This is a genomic window from Variovorax sp. 160MFSha2.1 (assembly GCF_048305075.1).
GTDB lineage: Bacteria > Pseudomonadota > Gammaproteobacteria > Burkholderiales > Burkholderiaceae_C > Variovorax > Variovorax guangxiensis.
Map to the genome: position 1 here is coordinate 591,549 of NZ_CP157624.1, position 18,034 is coordinate 609,582.

17 protein-coding genes are annotated in these 18,034 nt (G+C 66.6%); 14 read left to right on the forward strand and 3 right to left on the reverse strand.

What is annotated here, in order from left to right; translation table 11 throughout:
- The first annotated feature begins 18 nt into the window (after nucleotides 1-18).
- The 9 genes from ABL838_RS02605 to ABL838_RS02645 all read left to right on the forward strand — a co-directional run bounded on the left by ABL838_RS02605 (nucleotide 19) and on the right by ABL838_RS02645 (nucleotide 10,231).
- Nucleotides 19-348 carry an NAD(P) transhydrogenase subunit alpha gene (locus tag ABL838_RS02605; RefSeq protein ID WP_126022260.1) on the forward strand — a complete coding sequence of 110 codons (330 nt, stop codon included), beginning with the start codon at nucleotides 19-21 and terminating at the stop codon, nucleotides 346-348.
- The gene (locus ABL838_RS02610) at nucleotides 345-1,769 is read left to right on the forward strand and encodes an NAD(P)(+) transhydrogenase (Re/Si-specific) subunit beta (RefSeq protein ID WP_126022259.1); all 1,425 of its coding nucleotides are present in this window, start codon (nucleotides 345-347) and stop codon (nucleotides 1,767-1,769) included. Before ABL838_RS02605 ends, ABL838_RS02610 begins: the two co-directional genes overlap by 4 nt.
- A gap of 100 nt (nucleotides 1,770-1,869) precedes the next feature.
- Entirely contained in the window at nucleotides 1,870-3,549 is a 1,680-nt protein-coding gene (locus tag ABL838_RS02615) for a long-chain-fatty-acid--CoA ligase (protein ID WP_418123997.1), read from the forward strand.
- A gap of 75 nt (nucleotides 3,550-3,624) precedes the next feature.
- Nucleotides 3,625-4,629, forward strand: a complete 1,005-nt coding sequence (locus tag ABL838_RS02620; protein WP_184640114.1) for an ABC transporter permease subunit — start codon at nucleotides 3,625-3,627, stop codon at nucleotides 4,627-4,629.
- An 8-nt stretch (nucleotides 4,630-4,637) separates the two neighbouring features.
- Nucleotides 4,638-5,552, forward strand: coding sequence for an ABC transporter permease subunit (locus tag ABL838_RS02625; RefSeq protein WP_126022256.1), 915 nt, complete (start codon nucleotides 4,638-4,640; stop codon nucleotides 5,550-5,552).
- Between the two features lie 20 nt (nucleotides 5,553-5,572).
- Complete coding sequence (locus ABL838_RS02630; RefSeq protein WP_418123999.1) at nucleotides 5,573-6,598, forward strand: ABC transporter ATP-binding protein; 1,026 nt, start codon at nucleotides 5,573-5,575, stop codon at nucleotides 6,596-6,598.
- A complete protein-coding gene (locus ABL838_RS02635) occupies nucleotides 6,595-7,632 on the forward strand; it encodes a dipeptide ABC transporter ATP-binding protein (protein ID WP_418124001.1) in 1,038 nt (345 codons plus the stop codon). Before ABL838_RS02630 ends, ABL838_RS02635 begins: the two co-directional genes overlap by 4 nt.
- Nucleotides 7,633-7,699: 67 nt before the next feature.
- Nucleotides 7,700-9,331: an ABC transporter substrate-binding protein gene (locus ABL838_RS02640; protein WP_126022253.1), complete on the forward strand. Its 1,632-nt coding sequence runs from the start codon at nucleotides 7,700-7,702 to the stop codon at nucleotides 9,329-9,331.
- A 159-nt stretch (nucleotides 9,332-9,490) separates the two neighbouring features.
- Nucleotides 9,491-10,231 (forward strand): 5'-methylthioadenosine/adenosylhomocysteine nucleosidase, encoded by a 741-nt coding sequence (locus ABL838_RS02645; RefSeq protein WP_418125827.1) that lies wholly within the window; start codon nucleotides 9,491-9,493, stop codon nucleotides 10,229-10,231.
- A 2-nt stretch (nucleotides 10,232-10,233) separates the two neighbouring features.
- Here the strand turns inward: ABL838_RS02645 and ABL838_RS02650 are convergent, their stop codons facing one another.
- Together ABL838_RS02650 and corA are read right to left on the reverse strand one after the other, a co-directional pair.
- Nucleotides 10,234-10,998 carry a YoaK family protein gene (locus ABL838_RS02650; RefSeq protein ID WP_126022251.1) on the reverse strand — a complete coding sequence of 255 codons (765 nt, stop codon included), beginning with the start codon at nucleotides 10,996-10,998 and terminating at the stop codon, nucleotides 10,234-10,236.
- A gap of 66 nt (nucleotides 10,999-11,064) precedes the next feature.
- Entirely contained in the window at nucleotides 11,065-12,051 is a 987-nt protein-coding gene (corA, locus tag ABL838_RS02655) for a magnesium/cobalt transporter CorA (protein ID WP_057593823.1), read from the reverse strand.
- A gap of 240 nt (nucleotides 12,052-12,291) precedes the next feature.
- On the opposite strand from corA, the gene ABL838_RS02660 reads away from it, so the two are divergent.
- From ABL838_RS02660 to hprK, 4 genes are all read left to right on the forward strand, one after another.
- On the forward strand, nucleotides 12,292-14,412 hold the full coding sequence (locus ABL838_RS02660; RefSeq protein WP_418124003.1) for an ATP-dependent helicase: 2,121 nt from the start codon (nucleotides 12,292-12,294) through the stop codon (nucleotides 14,410-14,412).
- Between the two features lie 350 nt (nucleotides 14,413-14,762).
- The gene (gene hpf / locus ABL838_RS02665; RefSeq protein WP_125948955.1) at nucleotides 14,763-15,092 is read left to right on the forward strand and encodes a ribosome hibernation-promoting factor, HPF/YfiA family; all 330 of its coding nucleotides are present in this window, start codon (nucleotides 14,763-14,765) and stop codon (nucleotides 15,090-15,092) included.
- 191 nt (nucleotides 15,093-15,283) lie between these two features.
- A complete protein-coding gene (locus ABL838_RS02670) occupies nucleotides 15,284-15,751 on the forward strand; it encodes a PTS sugar transporter subunit IIA (RefSeq protein WP_019655574.1) in 468 nt (155 codons plus the stop codon).
- 98 nt (nucleotides 15,752-15,849) lie between these two features.
- Nucleotides 15,850-16,809, forward strand: coding sequence for an HPr(Ser) kinase/phosphatase (gene hprK / locus ABL838_RS02675; protein ID WP_019655575.1), 960 nt, complete (start codon nucleotides 15,850-15,852; stop codon nucleotides 16,807-16,809).
- A 102-nt stretch (nucleotides 16,810-16,911) separates the two neighbouring features.
- On the opposite strand, the gene fur is transcribed toward hprK, so the two are convergent.
- On the reverse strand, nucleotides 16,912-17,331 hold the full coding sequence (gene fur / locus ABL838_RS02680) for a ferric iron uptake transcriptional regulator (protein ID WP_126022248.1): 420 nt from the start codon (nucleotides 17,329-17,331) through the stop codon (nucleotides 16,912-16,914).
- 95 nt (nucleotides 17,332-17,426) lie between these two features.
- Between fur and ABL838_RS02685 the strand changes: the two genes are divergently transcribed.
- A complete protein-coding gene (locus ABL838_RS02685; protein ID WP_184640104.1) occupies nucleotides 17,427-17,993 on the forward strand; it encodes an outer membrane protein assembly factor BamE in 567 nt (188 codons plus the stop codon).
- The last annotated feature ends 41 nt before the right edge of the window (nucleotides 17,994-18,034 follow it).

Below are 18,034 nucleotides of genomic sequence, written 5' to 3' on the forward strand. Positions count from 1 at the left end.
CCCGTCGAGGAGAAGAACATGGACATCGTCTCTCACACAGTCATCAACCTGATCATCTTCGTGCTGGCCATCTACGTGGGCTACCACGTCGTGTGGACCGTCACGCCCGCGCTGCACACGCCGCTGATGGCCGTGACCAACGCCATCTCGGCCATCGTGATCGTGGGCGCCATGTTGGCGGCCGCGCTCACCGACACGCCCCTGGGCAAGACCATGGGCGTGCTGGCCGTGGCGCTGGCCGCGGTGAACGTCTTCGGCGGCTTCCTCGTCACGAGGCGCATGCTGGAAATGTTCAAGAAGAAGGACAAGAAGGCCGCACCGAAGGCTGAAGAGGGAGCTGCCAAGTGAGCATGAACCTCGTCACGCTGCTGTACCTCGTCGCCAGCATCTGCTTCATCCAGGCCCTGAAGGGCCTGAGCCATCCCACCACCTCCATCCGCGGCAACATCTTCGGCATGACCGGCATGGCCATCGCCGTGCTGACCACCGGGGCGCTGATCTACAAGCTCGCCAGCGGCAACCTCGCCGGCCTGGGCTACGTGCTGGTCGCGCTGGTCGTCGGCGGCGGCCTGGGCGCCTACATGGCCAACAAGGTCGAGATGACCAAGATGCCCGAGCTGGTCGCTTTCATGCACAGCATGATCGGCCTGGCGGCGGTGTTCATCGCGGTGGCCGCCGTGGCCGAGCCGCACGCCTTCGGCATCGCGCTCAAGGGCGATCCGATCCCGAGCGGCAACCGGCTGGAGCTCTTCCTGGGAGCGGCCATCGGCGCCATCACCTTCAGCGGCTCGGTCATCGCCTTCGGCAAGCTTTCGGGCAAGTACAAGTTCCGCCTGTTCCAGGGCGCGCCCGTGCAGTTCTCGGGCCAGCACATGCTCAATCTCGTGCTGGGCCTGGCGACCATCGGCCTGGGGCTGGTGTTCGTCTTCACCGAAAGCTGGCCGGCCTTCTTCGCGATGCTGGCGCTGGCCTTCGTGATGGGCGTGCTCATCATCATCCCCATCGGCGGCGCCGACATGCCGGTGGTGGTGTCGATGCTCAACAGCTACTCCGGCTGGGCGGCCGCGGGCATCGGCTTCAGCCTGAACAACGCGATGCTGATCGTGGCCGGTTCGCTGGTGGGCTCCTCGGGTGCGATCCTGAGCTACATCATGTGCAAGGCCATGAACCGCTCGTTCTTCAACGTGATCCTGGGCGGCTTCGGCGGCGACGCGGCCGCGGCCACGGGCGGCGCGAAGGAGCAGCGTCCGGTGAAGAGCGGCAGCGCCGACGACGCGGCCTTCGTGCTCGGCAACGCCGAGACGGTGGTGATCGTGCCCGGCTACGGCCTCGCCGTGGCCCGCGCCCAGCACGCGGTGAAGGAGCTCGCGCAGAAGCTGGTGGAGAAGGGCATCACCGTGAAGTACGCCATCCACCCGGTGGCAGGCCGCATGCCCGGCCACATGAACGTGCTGCTGGCCGAGGCCGAGGTGCCCTACGACCAGGTGTTCGAGATGGAGGACATCAACGGCGAGTTCGGCCAGGCCGACGTGGCGATCATCCTGGGCGCCAACGACGTGGTGAACCCGGCCGCGCACACCAAGGGCAGCCCGATCTACGGCATGCCGATCCTGGAGGCCTACAAGGCCAAGACCGTCATCGTGAACAAGCGCTCCATGGCCGCGGGTTATGCCGGCCTGGACAACGAGCTCTTCTACATGGACAAGACGATGATGGTCTTTGGCGATGCTAAAAAAGTAGTGGAAGATATGGGCAAGGCCATCGAATAGGCCGAAGGTCCCCGTCCGCGCAGCGGACGAGTTCTTCGCGGCGCCATCAAGTGCGCCGTTTTCGTTTTCAACAGTCCGACTCCCGGAGGAGACAAATCCAATGACCGATCGTCCCTGGCTCAGCAGCTATCCGCAGGGCGTGCCCGCCGATATCGATGCTTCGCAGTACCCCTCGCTGGTCGCGCTCATGGAGGAGAGCTTCAAGAAGTACGCCGACCGCACGGCCTACAGCTTCATGGGCAAGGACATCAGCTATGGCGAGACCGACAGGCAGAGCAAGTCGTTCGCGGGCTACCTGCAGAGCCTGGGCCTCGCCAAGGGCGACCGCGTGGCGGTGATGATGCCCAACTGCCCGCAGTACCCCATTGCGGTCGCGGGCATCCTGCGCGCCGGCCTCATCCTGGTCAACGTCAATCCGCTGTACACGCCGCGCGAGCTGGAGCACCAGCTCAAGGATTCGGGCGCGAAGGCCATCGTCATCATGGAGAACTTCGGCACCACGCTGCAGCAATGCATCGCGAGCACGCCGGTCAAGCACATCGTGCTGGCTTCCATGGGCGACCGCCTCGGCTTCCTCAAGGGCGCGCTCGTCAACTACGTGGTGCGCAACGTCAAGAAGATGGTGCCCACCTTCAGCCTGCCGGGCGCGGTGCGCTTCAACGACGCGCTCGACAAGGGCGCGAGCGCTTCGCTCAAGCCCGTGGCCATCGGACCCGACGACGTGGCGGTGCTGCAGTACACCGGCGGCACCACCGGCGTGTCGAAGGGCGCGGTGCTCCTGCACCGCAACGTGATCGCCAACGTGCTGCAGTCCGAGGCGTGGAACGAGCCGGTCATGAACAAGGTGCCGGCCAACGAGCAGCCCACGGGCGTGTGCGCGCTGCCGCTGTATCACATCTTCGCGTTCACGGTCGGCATGATGCTGAGCATGCGCACGGGCGGCAAGCTGATCCTGATCCCGAATCCGCGCGACATTCCCGGCGTGCTGAAGGAGCTGTCGAAGCACACGATCCACAGCTTCCCGGCCGTCAACACGCTGTTCAACGGGCTGGCGAACCACCCCGACTTCAACACCGTCAACTGGAAGAACCTGAAGGTGTCGGTGGGCGGCGGCATGGCGGTGCAGGCCGCGGTGGCGAAGCTCTGGCTCGAAAAAACCGGCTGCCCGATCTGCGAGGGCTACGGCCTTTCCGAGACCTCGCCCTCGGCCACCTGCAACCCGACCAACAGCACGGCCTACACCGGCACCATCGGCCTGCCGCTGCCGAGCACCTGGCTCAGGCTGCTCGACGACGACGGCAACGAGGTGCCCGTCGGCGAGCGCGGCGAGATCGCCATCAAGGGCCCGCAGGTGATGGCCGGCTATTGGCAGCGCCCCGACGAGACCGCGAAGGTCATGACGGCCGACGGCTACTTCAAGAGCGGCGACATCGGCGTGGTCGACGAGCGCGGCTACTTCAAGGTGGTCGACCGCAAGAAGGACATGATCCTGGTGTCGGGTTTCAACGTGTACCCGAACGAGGTCGAGGATGTGGTCGCACTCATTCCGGGCGTGCTCGAGTGCGCCGCGGTCGGCGTGCCCGACGACAAGACGGGCGAGGCCGTGAAGCTCGTGATCGTCAAGAAAGACCCTTCGCTCACGGAGGCGCAGGTGCGCGAGTACTGCAGAGCAAACCTTACGGGTTACAAGCAGCCGCGCATCGTAGAGTTTCGTACCGACATGCCGAAGACGCCGGTCGGCAAGATCCTTCGCCGCGAGCTGCGCGACACCAAAAAGTAAGTGCGCGAGCACGCGCTGGAGTAAGGGTTCGGCCCGGGTGGGGCAGAGGCATCGATCTTGCATATTCGCGGGTCGATGCTCAGGTTTGTCTTTACCCGTTTGAGTCTGTTGGTGCCGACCTTCTTCGGCATGACATTGCTCGCCTTCTTCCTCATCCGGCTGGTGCCGGGCGACCCCATTGAAACCATGGCCGGCGAGCGCGGAATCGACCCCGCGCGCCATGCCGAACTGCGCACCGCCTACGGCTTCGACAAGCCGGTGATCGTGCAGTACGGCATCTACATCGCCCGCGTGCTGCACGGCGATCTCGGCAAGTCGCTCATCACGCAGGACACGGTGATGAGCGAGTTCCTCTCGCTCTTCCCGGCCACGGTCGAGCTCGCGGTGTGCGCCATTCTTTTCGCGCTGCTGCTCGGGCTGCCGGCGGGCATCCTCGCGGCGGTGCGGCGCAACTCCATCTTCGACCACGGCGTGATGGCCACCTCGCTCACCGGCTACTCGATGCCGATCTTCTGGTGGGGGCTGCTGCTGATCCTGTTCTTCTCGGTGCAGCTCGGATGGACGCCCGTATCGGGCCGCATCGCGGTGCAGTACTACGTCGAGCCCGACACCGGCTTCCTGCTCGTCGACGCGCTGCGCGCCGGCGAGACCGACGCCTTCTGGTCGGCGCTGCACCACCTCGTGCTGCCGGCCGTGGTGCTCGGCACTGTGCCGCTCGCGGTCATCGCGCGCATGACGCGCTCGGCCATGCTCGAGGTGCTGGGCGAGGACTACATCCGCACCGCGCGCGCCAAGGGGCTTTCGCGCTTTCGCGTGGTGGGGCTGCATGCGCTGCGCAACGCGCTCATTCCGGTGGTGACGGTCATCGGGCTGCAGGTGGGCGTGCTGTTCACGGGCGCGATCCTCACCGAGACCATCTTCTCCTGGCCCGGCGTCGGCAAGTGGCTCATCGAGGCCATCGGCCGGCGCGACTATCCGGTGCTGCAGGGTGGCATGTTGCTGCTCGGCGGCATCGTGATGCTGGTCAACCTTCTCGTAGACGTGGCGTACGGCGTCATCAACCCACGCATCAGGCGCTGAGCTTCCCCATGGCGACAACCACGCAGATCACCGTTTCCGACGGTGCGGGCAAGAGCACCGCACCCCCCGGCCCCTGGCGCGAATTCTGGACGGCCTTCTCGGCCAACCGCGGCGCGGTCATCGGGCTCGCCACCATCGTCGTGCTGCTGCTGGTCGCGCTGTTCGCGCCGTGGATCGCGCCGCACGCACCGAACGAGACCAACAGCGCCGTCTTCCTGCAGCCGCCGGCGTGGCAGAAGGGCGGCTCCATGAGCTACCTGCTGGGCACCGACGCCATCGGCCGCGACATTCTTTCGCGGCTCATGTACGGCGCGCGGCTGTCGCTTTCGATCGGCGTCGCGGTGGTGGCGCTGTCGGTGGTCGCTGGCGTGGTGCTCGGGCTCATCGCGGGCTTCTTCCGCGGCGTGCTCGAGATCGCGATCATGCGGCTGATGGACATCGTGCTCACGCTGCCCAGCCTGCTGCTGGCCATCGTGATCGTCGCGATCCTCGGGCCGGGGCTCGTCAATGCGATGCTCGCGGTGGCCATCGTGGTGCTGCCGCACTACGTGCGCATCACGCGCGCCGCCGTCATCGCCGAGGTCTCGCGCGACTACGTCACCGCCGCGCGCGTGAGCGGCGCCGGCACGCTGCGGCTGATGTTCCGCGAGGTGCTGCCCAACTGCGCCGCGCCGCTGATCGTGCAGGCTTCGCTCGGCATTTCCACCGCCATCCTCGACGCGGCGGCGCTCGGCTTCCTGGGCCTCGGGGCGCAGCCGCCGTCGCCCGAGTGGGGAACCATGCTGGCCGACGCGCGCGAGTTCGTGCTGCGTGCGTGGTGGGTCGTCACCTTCCCGGGAATGGCGATCCTCGCGGCCGTGCTCGCATTCAATCTCCTGGGCGACGGGCTGCGCGATGCGCTCGACCCGAAGCTCAAGCGCTGAAGCAAAGGAAGGAAGAAAAGATGCCTTTGCTTGACATCAAGGACCTGCACGTCGAGTTTCCGACTCAAGGCGGCGTGCTTCATGCAGTAGACGGCGTGAGCCTCAGCCTCGAAGAGGGCGAGGTGCTCGGCATCGTCGGCGAATCGGGCTCGGGCAAGAGCGTCACGATGATGGCGCTGATGGGGCTCGTCGGCTTTCCAGGCCGGGTGCGTGCGGAGCACATGCGCTTCGCCGGCAAGGACCTGTTCGGCATTTCCGACAAGGCGCGCCGTGCGCTGGTCGGCAAGGAAGTCGCGATGATCTTCCAGGAGCCGACCACCAGCCTCAACCCTTGCTTCACCATCGGCTTCCAGCTGATGGAAACGCTGCGGCTGCACCTGAAGCTCGACAAGCGCGAAGCGAAGAGGCGCGCGACCGAACTGCTCGAGCAGGTGGGCATTCCGGCCGCGTCCTCGCGCCTGGGGAGCTTTCCGCACCAACTCTCGGGCGGCATGAACCAGCGCGTGATGATCGCGATGGCCATCGCCTGCAATCCGCGCCTGCTGATCGCCGACGAGCCGACCACCGCGCTCGACGTGACCATCCAGGCGCAGATCCTCGACCTGCTGCGCGACCTGCAGAAGGAGCGCGGCATGGCGCTGGTGCTCATCACGCACAACATGGGCGTGGTCAGCGAGATGGCGCAGCGCATCGCCGTGATGTACGCGGGCCAGGTGATGGAGCACCAGCGCGTCGACCGCCTCTTCGCACAGCCGCAGCACCCCTACACCGAGGCGCTGCTCGCGGCACTGCCCGAACGCGCCGCGCCCGAGGGGCGCCTCGCCACCATCAGCGGAGTGGTGCCCGGCGTGCACGACCGGCCCGCCGGCTGCCTGTTCGCGCCGCGCTGCGGCTACGTCACCGAGCGCGCCTGCCAGGTGCGGCCGGCGCTGCGCGAGTCGCACGGCGCCGAGGTGTGCTGCCACTTTCCGCTCGGCGATCCGGGGCGAGGAGAGGCCATCGCGGGCGATCCGCCGAAGCAGCGGGTCGTGGAGGTCGAGGCATGAGCGAGGCATCGACTGAAGTGGTGGTCGAGGCCAAGAACCTCCAGCGCACCTACGACATCCGCCGCGGGCTGTTCCGCGCGCCTTCGCACTTGCGCGCCGTGGGCGACATCTCCTTCCGGATCGAGCGCGGCCGCACGCTGGCCGTGGTCGGCGAATCGGGCTGCGGCAAGTCGACGCTGGCGCGCATGGTCGCGCTGATCGAGAAGCCGACGGCGGGCCAGCTCACGCTGGTCGGCGCCGACGCGGTGAGCCCGCCGCCCGAGCGCAGGCGCGAACTGCGCCAGGCCGTGCAGCTGGTGTTCCAGAACCCCTACGGCTCGCTCAATCCGCGCAAGAAGATCGCGACGGTGCTCGAAGACCCGCTGGCCATCAACACCACCCTGGGCAAACAGGAGCGCGCCGCGAAAGCGCGCGACATGCTGGCGCGCGTGGGACTGCGGCCCGAGTACGCCAACCGTTATCCGCACATGTTCTCCGGCGGCCAGCGCCAGCGCATTGCGATCGCGCGCGCGTTGATGCTGAGCCCGCGGCTGCTGGTGGCCGACGAGCCGGTGTCGGCGCTCGACGTGTCGATCCAGGCGCAGGTGCTGAACCTTCTGGCCGACCTTCAGGCCGAGCTGGGCCTGGCGTATCTCTTCATCTCGCATGACCTCGGCGTGGTGCGGCACATCGCGCACGAGGTGCTGGTGATGTACCTCGGCCATGCGGTGGAGCAGGGGCCGAAGTCGCGCATCTTCGCGCGGCCGCTGCATCCGTACACGCAGGCGCTGCTGGCATCCACGCCGGGGCTCAGCAGCCAGCGCATCGTGCTCAAGGGCGAGCTGCCGTCGCCGCTGAATCCGCCTTCTGGCTGCGTGTTCAGCACGCGCTGCCCGCATGTGGAGCAGCGCTGCCGCGAAGAGCGCCCGCTGCTGCGCATGCTCGACGAGCGGCAGGTGGCCTGTCACTTCTCCGAGAAGTTCCTGGAAGGCGCGCCGCTCGTGCGCGCCGATGTTCCCTCCGCCGCCTCCATCGCGATGGCGACGAATCCCTAGCGTTCCTTCGGTTCCTGTTTCCGTTCCCGTTCTCGCAGTTCTTTCAACCGTGTATCAAGGAGTCCAAATGAAGACCCAGCCCACCGTTTCGCGCCGCTCACGAAGCCTGGCGCTCCTGGCACCTGCAGCGCTCGCAGCCCTTACCCTGGCCTGCGGCGCGGTGTCCGCCAAGACGCTGGTGTATTGCTCGGAAGGCAGCCCGGAGAATTTCTATCCGGGCATGAACACCACCGGTACCTCTTTCGACGTGACCACGCAGGTCTACAACACGATCGTCGAGTTCGAGCGCGGCGGCACCAAGGTCGTGCCCGGCCTTGCCGAGAAATGGGAGATCTCCCCCGACGGTACCGTCTACACCTTCCACCTGCGCAAGGGCGTGAAGTGGCACACCACGAGCAAGAGCTTCAAGCCCACGCGCGACTTCAACGCCGACGACTTCATCTTCATGATCGAGCGCCAGTGGAAGGAGAGCGACCCCTTCTTCAAGGTCACGAGCCAGAACCACTCCTACTTCAACGACATGGGCATGCCCAAGCTGCTGAAGTCGGTGGACCGCATCGACGACTACACCGTGAAGATCACGCTCAACCAGGCCGAGGCACCGTTCCTCGCGAACCTGGCGATGCAGTACGCGGGCATCCAGTCAAAGGAATACGCCATCGCGATGCTCAAGGCCGGAACGCCCGAGAAGGTCGACCAGGACCCGATCGGCACCGGCCCCTTCTACCTCGTGCAGTACCAGAAGGACGCGATCATCCGCTTCAAGGCCTTCCCGCAGTACTGGGGCGGCAAGGCGAAGATCGACGACCTCGTGTTCGCGATCACGCCTGACGCCTCGGTGCGCTGGGCCAAGCTGCAGAAGGGTGAATGCCATGTGATGCCCTACCCGAACCCGGCCGACCTCGACGCGATCCGCAAGGACCCGAACGTGCAGCTGCTGGAGCAGCCGGGCCTGAACGTGGGATACCTCTCGTACAACACGACGAAGAAGCCTTTCGACGACGTGCGCGTGCGCAAGGCCATCAACATGGCGATCAACAAGAAGGCCATCATCGACGGCGTGTATCTGTCGACCGGCGTGGCCGCGAAGAACCCGATCCCGCCGACCATGTGGTCCTACAACGATGCGGTGAAGGACGATCCGTACGACCCCGAGGCCGCCAAGAAGCTGCTGGCGCAGGCCGGCTTCCCCGACGGCTTCTCCACCGACCTGTGGGCCATGCCGGTGCAGCGCCCGTACAACCCGAACGCCAAGCGCATCGCCGAGCTGATGCAGGCCGACCTCGCCAAGATCAACGTCAAGGCCGAGATCAAGAGCTTCGAGTGGGGCGAGTACCGCAAGCGCCTGCAGGCCGGCGAGCACCAGATGGGCATGCTGGGCTGGACCGGCGACAACGGCGACCCGGACAACTTCCTCTACACGCTGCTGGGCTGCGCCTCGGCGAAGTCGGCCAGCGGCAGCAACATCTCGAAGTTCTGCTACCAGCCGTACGAAGACCTGGTGGTGAAGGCCAAGAGCGCGACCAAGCAGGCCGACCGCGACGCGCTCTACAAGAAGGCGCAGCTGATCTTCAAGGAGCAGGCGCCGTGGTTCACCATCGCGCACGCGGTGCAGCTGAAGCCGGTGCGCAAGGAAGTCGTCGACTTCAAGCTGAGCCCGTTCGGCCGCCACACCTTCTACGGTGTGGACATCAAGTGAACGAGTAAACCCCCAGGCTCCGCGCACTTCGTGTCGCGCGCGCCTTCCCCCTTGCAGGGGGCAACACCTGCGGCCCGGCAAAGCCGGTTCCGCGGTGTTCCTGGAAAGAGAAATACTGTGAGTTCCCTGTCGCGTCCGCCTGTTGCCATCGTCGCTGCGATGCACGAGGAACTGGGCGCGCTGCTCGCGCTGATGCCCGACGAGCAGCGCGTGCGCGTCGCGGGCCGCGACTTCTGGGCGGGCCATCTGCATGGCCGGCCGGTGGTCGCGGTGCTGTCGCGCATCGGCAAGGTCGCGGCGGCGATCACGGCCACGGTGCTGCTGGAGCGCTTTGGCGTGCGGGCCATCGTGTTCACCGGCGTCGCGGGCGGGCTGGCGCCGGGCGTGAACGTCGGCGACGTGGTGGTCGCGACGCAGCTGCTGCAGCACGACCTCGATGCCTCGCCGATCTTTCCGAAGTACGAAGTGCCGCTGATGGGGCTGTCACGCTTCGCGGCCGATGCAGCCATCGGCGATGCGCTGGCTGCGGTTGCGCGGGAGACGCTGCGCGATCCGGTGGCGCTGGTGGGGCAGGAGGCCGTCGACGAGTTCGGCTTGCGTTCGCCGAAGGTGCATCGCGGCCTGCTGGTGAGCGGCGACAGGTTCGTCTCGACCACCGCTGAGAGCGAGGCGCTGCAGCGCGCCTTGCCCGACGCACTCGCGGTCGAGATGGAAGGCGCCCCGGTGGCGCAGGTGTGTCACGACTACGGCGTGCCTTTTGCGGCGATGCGCACGATTTCCGACCGGGCCGACGATACCGCGCACGGCGACTTCTCGCGCTTCGTCGCCGCGGTGGCGAGCCGCTACAGCCTCGCGCTGGTCGACGCGTGGCTGGCTTCGCTGCCGGCCGAGATCGGCTGAATTCAGCCGAGCGAGGGCGTGCGGCGGCGCGGGATGTCGCGCAGCAGCGGCGGGATCGACAGCGCCAGCAGCAGCGCCGCCAGCGGCACCACGCAGACGAAGCCCACGTACTTGAAGCCCAGCGCGCCCGCCGCGCCGCCGAGCACGAACATGCCGACCAGCCCGCCGGCGCGGCGCATGCGGCTGCGGTCGTGGCGTACGGGCAGGGCGTGCGCCGGCGCCGATTTCGAGCGGCGGTTCCAGTAGAGCATCTTGCCGATCTCGATGCCCATGTCGGTGATGTTGCCGGTCATGTGGGTGGTGCGGATGCTGCCGCCCGAGGTCTTGGAGGCCACCGCGTTCTGCAGGCCCATGATGAAGGACAGCAGCAGCACGGTGAGCGGCACCGCGAAGGGCGTGGCCCAGGTCAGCGTGATGGCGCCCATGAGCCCGAAGGGAAACATCAGCGCCGCCTCCAGCATCAGCGGCAGTGCGTACACGCCGTGCATGCGGTGCTGGCGGGCCCAGTTGACGAGCACCGCGCACACGGCTGCGCCGGTCAGGAAGGCCAGGATCGCGCCCAGTGCGTTCAAGAGCAGCTTGACGTTGCCCAGCACCATGCCGTCGGCCAGCTGCGAGGCGAAGCCGGTCATGTGCGAGGTGTACATGTGCAGCACGAGAAAGCCGCCCGCGTTGATGGCGCCGGCATTGAAGGCCAGCAGGAGGCCCAGCGCGGTGTTGGTCGACGGCGCGCGGTGGCGGTTGGTAAGAAAGCGAAGTCTGCGCAAGATGGCTCTCCGGTCGGCGCTTGGGGCCGGAGCCACTCTAGCACCGGGCCGCCCGGGGAGGCTCTGCTACTTGAGCCAGCCGCGCCGGCGGAAGTACCACATCGGCACCAGCGCGCTCGCCGCCATGAGCACGATGGCGTAGGGATAGCCCATGGCCCAGTCGAGCTCGGGCATGAACTTGAAGTTCATGCCGTAGATACTGGCGATCAGCGTCGGCGGCAGCAGCGCCACGCTGGCCACCGAGAAGATCTTGATGGTCTTGTTCTGGTTGATGTTGATGAAACCGACGGTCGCATCCATCAGGAAGTTGATCTTGTCGAAGAGGAAGGCCGTGTGGTTGTCCAGCGACTCGATGTCGCGCAGGATCTGGCGGGCCTCCTCGAACTGCTCGGCGTTGAGCATCTTGCTGCGCATCATGAAGCTGACGGCGCGGCGCGTGTCCATCACGTTGCGGCGGATGCGCCCGTTCAGGTCTTCCTGCCGCGCGATGGCGCCGAGCACCTCGCCGGCCAGCTCGTCGCTGACGTTGCCCGACAGAACCTTCTTGCTCGCGGCCTCGAGCTCGTCGTAGATGTTCTCCAGCGAGTCGGCCGAGTATTCGGCGTCGGCGTCGAAGAGCTTGAGCATCACTTCCTTGGCGTCCTCGATCAGCCCCGGTGCGCGCCTCGCGCGCATGCGCAGCAGGCGGAACACGGGCACGTCCTCGTCGTGGATCGAGAACAGCACGCCGCGGCTGCGCAGGTCGGTGTTGTGCTGGTTGAGGATGAAGGCCACGCGCACGGCGCGGGGGGCTTCGTCGTCGTCGATCAGGAAGTCGGAGCGGATGTGCAGCTCGCCGTTGTCTTCCTCGTAGAAGCGCGCCGATTCCTCGATGTCCTCGTCCATCGCGTCTTCGGGGATGGACAGGCCGTAGTACTGCTTGATCCAGCGCTTCTCTTCGAGCGTGGGCGACTCGAGGTCGACCCAGATCGGCTGGAATCTGGAGAGCTCTTCGAGGGCCTCGATTTCTTCCTGGACTAGGCGGCCGTTGGCGAGCGTGAAGATGTTGAGCATGGGGCTCACTCCCGGGAATGACTGACTGGACGGTGGGCGAGGGGGAGGGGCGCTTTCAATTCCCCGGCCCGACGTGCGCAGGAAGCGCGAAAAAAGCGTCAGCGAAAGGGAGTTGAAAGCTGCCGAGACGGGGCGGTTTCCATTGGAAAAATCTCCGGTTGCAGCGTGGCGCGATTATGTCACCGGCCACATGTCGGCGAGGTGGCTGGACTGGACGGGCATACAGTAAAGTCACGGTCCATGCAGAGCACTGCGCTTCCCGTTTTTTCCGCCGCGCCGAAGACCCAGGCCGAACGCCTGGCGCAGGCGCTGGCCTCGCTCAACGAGGCGCAGCGCGCGGCGGTGGAGCACGGTGTGGCCGCGGCCACCGCCGGCCCGGACGAACGGCCGCTGCTCGTCATCGCCGGGGCTGGTTCGGGCAAGACCAGCACGCTGGCGCACCGCGTCGCGACCCTCATCGCCGGCGGCGTCGATCCGCAGCGCCTGCTGCTGCTGACCTTCTCGCGCCGCGCCGCGCAGGAAATGGAGCGCCGCGCCGGCCGCGTGCTGGCGCAGGTGCTGGGGCTGAAGTCGGAGGCGCCGCCCGCGCTGCCGTGGGCCGGCACCTTCCACGGCATCGGCGCGCGGCTGCTGCGCGAGTACGCGCCGCAGATCGGGCTCGACGAGAATTTCACCATCCACGACCGCGGCGACGCCGAAGACCTGATGGGGCTGGTGCGCCACGAGCTCGGGCTTTCTTCCACCGTCAACCGCTTCCCGCGCAAGGGCACCTGCCTGTCGATCTACTCGCGCTGCGTGAACACCCGCGCGCCGCTGGCCGACGTGCTCAAGGAAGCCTTTCCCTGGTGCGGCGAATGGGAGGCCGAGCTGAAGAAGCTGTTCGGCGCTTATGTCGAGGCCAAGCAGCGGCAGAACGTGCTCGACTACGACGACCTGCTGCTCTACTGGGCCGAGATGGCGGCCGAGCCCGCGCTGGCCGCGCACATCGGCGCGCGCTTCGACCATGTGCTGGTCGACGAGTACCAGGACACCAACCTGCTGCAGGCGTCGATCCTGCTGGCGCTCAAGCCCGACGGGCGCGGCGTGACGGTGGTGGGGGACGACGCGCAGTCGATCTATTCCTTCCGCGGCGCAACGGTACGCAACATCCTCGACTTTCCCTCGCAGTTCACGCAGCCTGCGCGCGTGGTCACGCTGGAGCGCAACTACCGCTCGACGCAGCCGATCCTCGACGTGTCTAACCGCGTCATCGCGCAGGCCGCCGAGCGGCACGCCAAGACGCTGTGGACCGACAAGCCTTCGGCCGGCAAGCCGCTGCTCGTGCTCGTGCCCGACGAGGCGGGGCAGGCGCGCTGGGTGGCCGACAAGGTGCTGGCGCATCGCGAGGGCGGGCTGGCGCTGAAGTCGCAGGCGGTGCTGTTCCGCACCTCGTCGCACAGCGCCGCGCTCGAACTCGAGCTGGCGCGGCGCAACATCCCGTTCGTGAAGTTCGGCGGGCTCAAGTTTCTGGAGGCCTCGCATGTGAAGGACCTGCTCGCGGTGCTGCGCTTCGCGCAGAACCCACGCGGGCGCATGGCGGGCTTTCGCGTGACGCAGCTCATCCCCGGTATCGGGCCCGCCACGAGCGCGCGCCTGCTCGATGCGATGGAGCAGGCGGCCGACCCGGCCCAGGCGGTGCGCGAGTTCGTGCCGCCTTCCGCTGCGCGCGCGCAATGGGCCGACTTCGCGAAGGCCTACGAGGCGCTGCGGGAGCCTGCGCTGAAGTGGCCGGCCGACGTCGAGCTGGCGATGGACTGGTATCTGCCGCATCTGGAGCGCCTGTACGAAGACACCTCCGGCGTGCGGCGCGCCGACGTGGAGCAGCTCGCGCGGCTCGCGGCCGGGTACGCCTCGCGCGAACGCTTCCTCACCGAACTCACGCTCGATCCGCCCGAAGCCACCAGCGACCGACCGGGGCCGCCGCTGCTGGACGAGGACTACCTGATCCTCTCGACCATCCATTCGGCCAAGGGGCAGGAATGGAATTCGGTTCACGTGCTCAATGTGGTCGACGGCTGCCTGCCGGCCGATGTCGCGCAGAGCGCGCAAGAACTGGAGGAGGAGCGGCGCCTGCTCTATGTGGCGATGACACGGGCGCGCGACCACCTGCACCTGCTGGTGCCGCAGCGCTTCCATGTCACGCAGCAGGCGGCGCGCGGCGACCGGCACCTGTATGCCAACCGCACACGCTTCATCGCCGATGCCGACCTGGAAGGCTTCGAGCAGCAGACCTGGCCGCCCCCGCCGGAGCGTCCGCCGGCGGTGCCGCCGCCCAGCTCGGTGATCGATCTGCGCAACAGGATGCGGGCCGCCTGGCGCTGAGCCGGAGACGGCATGGACAGGCCCTTGTGCCGGCATGGTCACCGGCGGGCCGGCATTGAAACACTTGTTTCCAAATCGCGGTATCGCCAGCCCCGCGCGTGCCCGCAGCTATCGATTCGCTAGCGTGTGAAAAGCTGCTCACGAAGCTGCAAAACCCCGGGCAACTCAGGTATTGCAATACCGTGACAGCTTGGGCATAGTGAATCGACCTTCCCCTCTTTCTCACCTCTTCCCACCTCCCTCTTTTCTTTCTCAAGACCCCCAGAGAGAACTCCCGTTTCGTTTCGCCGGCCAAACCGCATCCTGCGGCGCGGTCATTTCCCCCAACCGTCAATTCCAGGAGGTCATTCATGAATTTGACGATCAGCGGTCATCACCTCGACGTCACACCTGCCTTGCGCACCTACGTCACGAGCAAGCTGGACCGGGTCATCCGACATTTCGACCAGGTGGTCGATGTGAAGGTGATCCTCACGGTGGAAAAGCAGAAGGAAAAGGAACGCCGCCAAAGGGCGGAATGCAACATCCACGTCAAGGGCAATGACATGTTCGCGGAGTCGAGCCACGCTGATCTCTACGCTGCGGTCGATGAGCTGGTCGACAAGCTCGACCGCCAGGTGGTGCGCCACAAGGACCGCCTGCAGGACCACCATCACGCGGCGCCCAAGCGCGTGATGTAAGTAGCCCCCGGGGCTCGCATATCAAGGCCGCCTTCGGGCGGCTTTTTGTTTTCCGACTGTCACGGTCGGGCTTTTGGCAGTCGCCCAGAGGAGAGCGAGAGGCCTCTGGGCAACATGTAGACAGAAAGTAAATAGGGGGACTGGGGGTTTTTACCAAGCGGGTGCATAATCGCCCCCGCTCTGCACCCACCATGAATCGACTCGCGTCCATCCTGCCGCCCGCTCAAGTGCTTGTGAGCGTTGACGCTACCAGCAAGAAGCGTGCTTTCGAAGAAGCCGGCCTGCTGTTCGAAAGCCTTCACGGTCTGGGCCGTGCCCTCATCACCGACAGCCTCTTCGCGCGCGAGCGCCTCGGCTCCACCGGGCTGGGCCATGGCGTCGCCATTCCGCATGGCCGCATCAAGGGCCTCAAGTCGCCGATGGCCGCTGTGTTCCAGCTGGCCAATCCGATCGGCTTCGACGCCCCCGACGAGCAACCCGTCGCACTGCTGATCTTCCTGCTGGTTCCCGAAGCGGCCACGCAGAAGCACCTCGAAATCCTCTCCGAAATCGCCGAACTGCTGAGCGACGCCAGCCTGCGCGAACAGATCAAGTCCAGCACGGACGCCACGGCCCTGCACGACCTGATCGCCGGCTGGCAATCGACGCAAGTCGCCTGAGCGCATGCGTTGGCGCGCGCGGCTGCTGATAAGCTGCGCGGCTTCTTCTTCCCTCATTCCAACGCAAAGCCGGCGCCCGCGCGCCGTCTCCTGAACGCATGAAGCCGACCGTCATCAGCGCCGATGCCATGTTCGAGGAGTTCCGTGGCTCGCTCCGCTGGGAATGGCTGGCGGGGCTGGGGGCATCGGAGCGTCAGTTCGATGCGGAGGTCATCAGCCGCGCGCAGTCGGCGGCGGACCTCGTCGGCTACCTCAACTACATCCACCCGTACCGCGTGCAGATCCTCGGCGCCCGCGAGGTCGCCTACCTGACGCGCGGCAGCGAGGAAGACTGCGCCCGGCGCATCGCCCGCATCGTCACGCTGGAGCCGCCGATGCTGGTGCTGGCCGACGGCCAGGCCGCGCCCGACGAGCTGCTGTCGATCTGCGAGCGCGCCCAGCTGCCGCTCTTTGCCACGCGCGAGTCGTCGGCCTTCGTGATCGACCTGCTGCGCGCCTACCTGTCCAAGCACTTCGCCGAGCGCACCTCGATGCATGGCGTGTTCATGGACATCCTGGGCATGGGAGTGATGATCACGGGCGAGTCGGGTCTGGGCAAGAGCGAACTGGGGCTGGAACTGATCTCGCGCGGAAACGGCCTGGTGGCCGACGACGCGGTCGACCTCTACCGCATCAACCAGAACACCATCGAGGGCCGCTGTCCCGACCTGCTGCTGAACCTGCTCGAAGTGCGCGGCATCGGCCTGCTGGACATCCGCGCCATCTTCGGCGAGACGGCGGTGCGCCGGAAGATGCGGCTCAAGCTGATCGTGCACCTGGTGCGGCGCGACAGCTTCGAGCGCGACTACGAGCGCATGCCCTCGGCGCCGCTCACGCAGGACGTGCTGGGCATTCCAGTGCGCAAGGTCATCATCCAGGTGGTGGCTGGGCGCAACATCGCCGTGCTGGTGGAGGCCGCGGTGCGCAATTCGATCCTGCAGCTGCGCGGCATCGACACGTACGCCGATTTCGTGGCGCGGCACCACAAGGCGATGGAGAACTCCCGCGACGGCGATTGATTGATCGCAGAGTGCGGCCGCCGCCGGGCCGCCTCAAGGCGGGCCGCGCCTCCCCCTCGGGGGGGAGTTACACGCAGCGAAGCGATGTGAGAAGCCGGGGGGTCAACGCTTCTTCGCGCAGTCTCCGCACAAGCCGTAGAGCGACATGGCGTGGTCCTGCAGGATCCAGCCCTTGTCCTTGGCAATCATCTGCTGGCGGCGCTCGATCTCGGCGTCGTAGAACTCCTCGACCTTGCCGCAGGAGGTGCAGATCAGGTGGTCGTGGTGGGTGCCTTCGTTCAACTCGTAGACGGCCTTGCCGCTTTCGAAGTGGCTGCGTTCCAGGATGCCGGCCTGCTCGAACTGGGTGAGCACCCGGTAGACCGTGGCCAGACCGATGTCGGAGTGCTCGTTGAGCAGCACGCGGAACACGTCTTCCGCCGTCATGTGCCGCTGGGCGCCGGTCTGGAAGATCTCCAGGATCTTCAGGCGCGGCAGGGTGGCCTTGAGGCCGGTATTCTTGAGTTCGTCGATGTTGGCCATGTTGGTTCCTGCGCCCCTGGCGGGGCCGCGGCGAAAGGCCCCGAAAAGGCCAGCCGCTACAATGGCCGATCATATCGCTACCCCCTTTTCCTCCCATGCCTGCCATCTTCCAACGCCGGCCCTGGCTGCTGGCTGCCGCCGTCGCGGCAACGCTCGCCCTCGGTGCCTGCAGCGGTTTCACCGAGCGCACGCGTGGTGCGCTGGCCGCCGTAACTCCCTACAAAGTCGAGGTGGTCCAGGGCAATTTCGTGTCGAAGGAACAGGTTGCGGCGCTCAAGCCGGGCATGTCCCGCCAGCAGGTGCGTGAAATCCTCGGAACCTCGCTGCTGAACGACGTCTTCCATTCCAACCGCTGGGACTACGTCTTCACCATCCGCCGCCAGGGCGTCGACCCGCAGGAACGCCACCTCACGGTGTTCTTCAACGGCGAGTTGCTCGACCGCTTCGAGGGCGACGAGATGCCCAGCGAGGAAGAATTCGTCGCCACGCTCGACACCCGCAAGAAATCCGGCAAGGTGCCCACGCTCGAGGCCTCGGAAGACGAGCTCAAGAAATACGCGCCCAAGGACGGCGACAAAAAGGCCGATGCCGACAAGGCCTCGCCGTCGGCCTCCCTGCCGCCGCTGCCGGCCGCCTACCCCCCGCTCGAAGCCGCGCGCTGAGCGCTCGCTGGAGCATCGGCGGCAACGGGGAGGCCGCCGAG

Excerpts from the sequence above, each read along its gene's own strand:
- ABL838_RS02625 (WP_126022256.1), top strand. The coding sequence starts at position 4,638 with ATGGCGACAACCACGCAGATCACCGTTTCCGACGGTGCGGGCAAGAGC.
- corA (WP_057593823.1), bottom strand. The coding sequence starts at position 12,051 with ATGCTCAACATCTTCACGCTCGCCAACGGCCGCCTAGTCCAGGAAGAA.
- hpf (WP_125948955.1), top strand. The coding sequence starts at position 14,763 with ATGAATTTGACGATCAGCGGTCATCACCTCGACGTCACACCTGCCTTG.
- ABL838_RS02685 (WP_184640104.1), top strand. The coding sequence starts at position 17,427 with ATGCCTGCCATCTTCCAACGCCGGCCCTGGCTGCTGGCTGCCGCCGTC.
- ABL838_RS02615 (WP_418123997.1), top strand. The coding sequence starts at position 1,870 with ATGACCGATCGTCCCTGGCTCAGCAGCTATCCGCAGGGCGTGCCCGCC.
- hprK (WP_019655575.1), top strand. The coding sequence starts at position 15,850 with ATGAAGCCGACCGTCATCAGCGCCGATGCCATGTTCGAGGAGTTCCGT.
- ABL838_RS02605 (WP_126022260.1), top strand. The coding sequence starts at position 19 with ATGGACATCGTCTCTCACACAGTCATCAACCTGATCATCTTCGTGCTG.
- ABL838_RS02670 (WP_019655574.1), top strand. The coding sequence starts at position 15,284 with ATGAATCGACTCGCGTCCATCCTGCCGCCCGCTCAAGTGCTTGTGAGC.
- fur (WP_126022248.1), bottom strand. The coding sequence starts at position 17,331 with ATGGCCAACATCGACGAACTCAAGAATACCGGCCTCAAGGCCACCCTG.
- ABL838_RS02635 (WP_418124001.1), top strand. The coding sequence starts at position 6,595 with ATGAGCGAGGCATCGACTGAAGTGGTGGTCGAGGCCAAGAACCTCCAG.
- ABL838_RS02645 (WP_418125827.1), top strand. The coding sequence starts at position 9,491 with ATGCACGAGGAACTGGGCGCGCTGCTCGCGCTGATGCCCGACGAGCAG.
- ABL838_RS02640 (WP_126022253.1), top strand. The coding sequence starts at position 7,700 with ATGAAGACCCAGCCCACCGTTTCGCGCCGCTCACGAAGCCTGGCGCTC.
- ABL838_RS02620 (WP_184640114.1), top strand. The coding sequence starts at position 3,625 with ATGCTCAGGTTTGTCTTTACCCGTTTGAGTCTGTTGGTGCCGACCTTC.
- ABL838_RS02660 (WP_418124003.1), top strand. The coding sequence starts at position 12,292 with ATGCAGAGCACTGCGCTTCCCGTTTTTTCCGCCGCGCCGAAGACCCAG.
- ABL838_RS02630 (WP_418123999.1), top strand. The coding sequence starts at position 5,573 with ATGCCTTTGCTTGACATCAAGGACCTGCACGTCGAGTTTCCGACTCAA.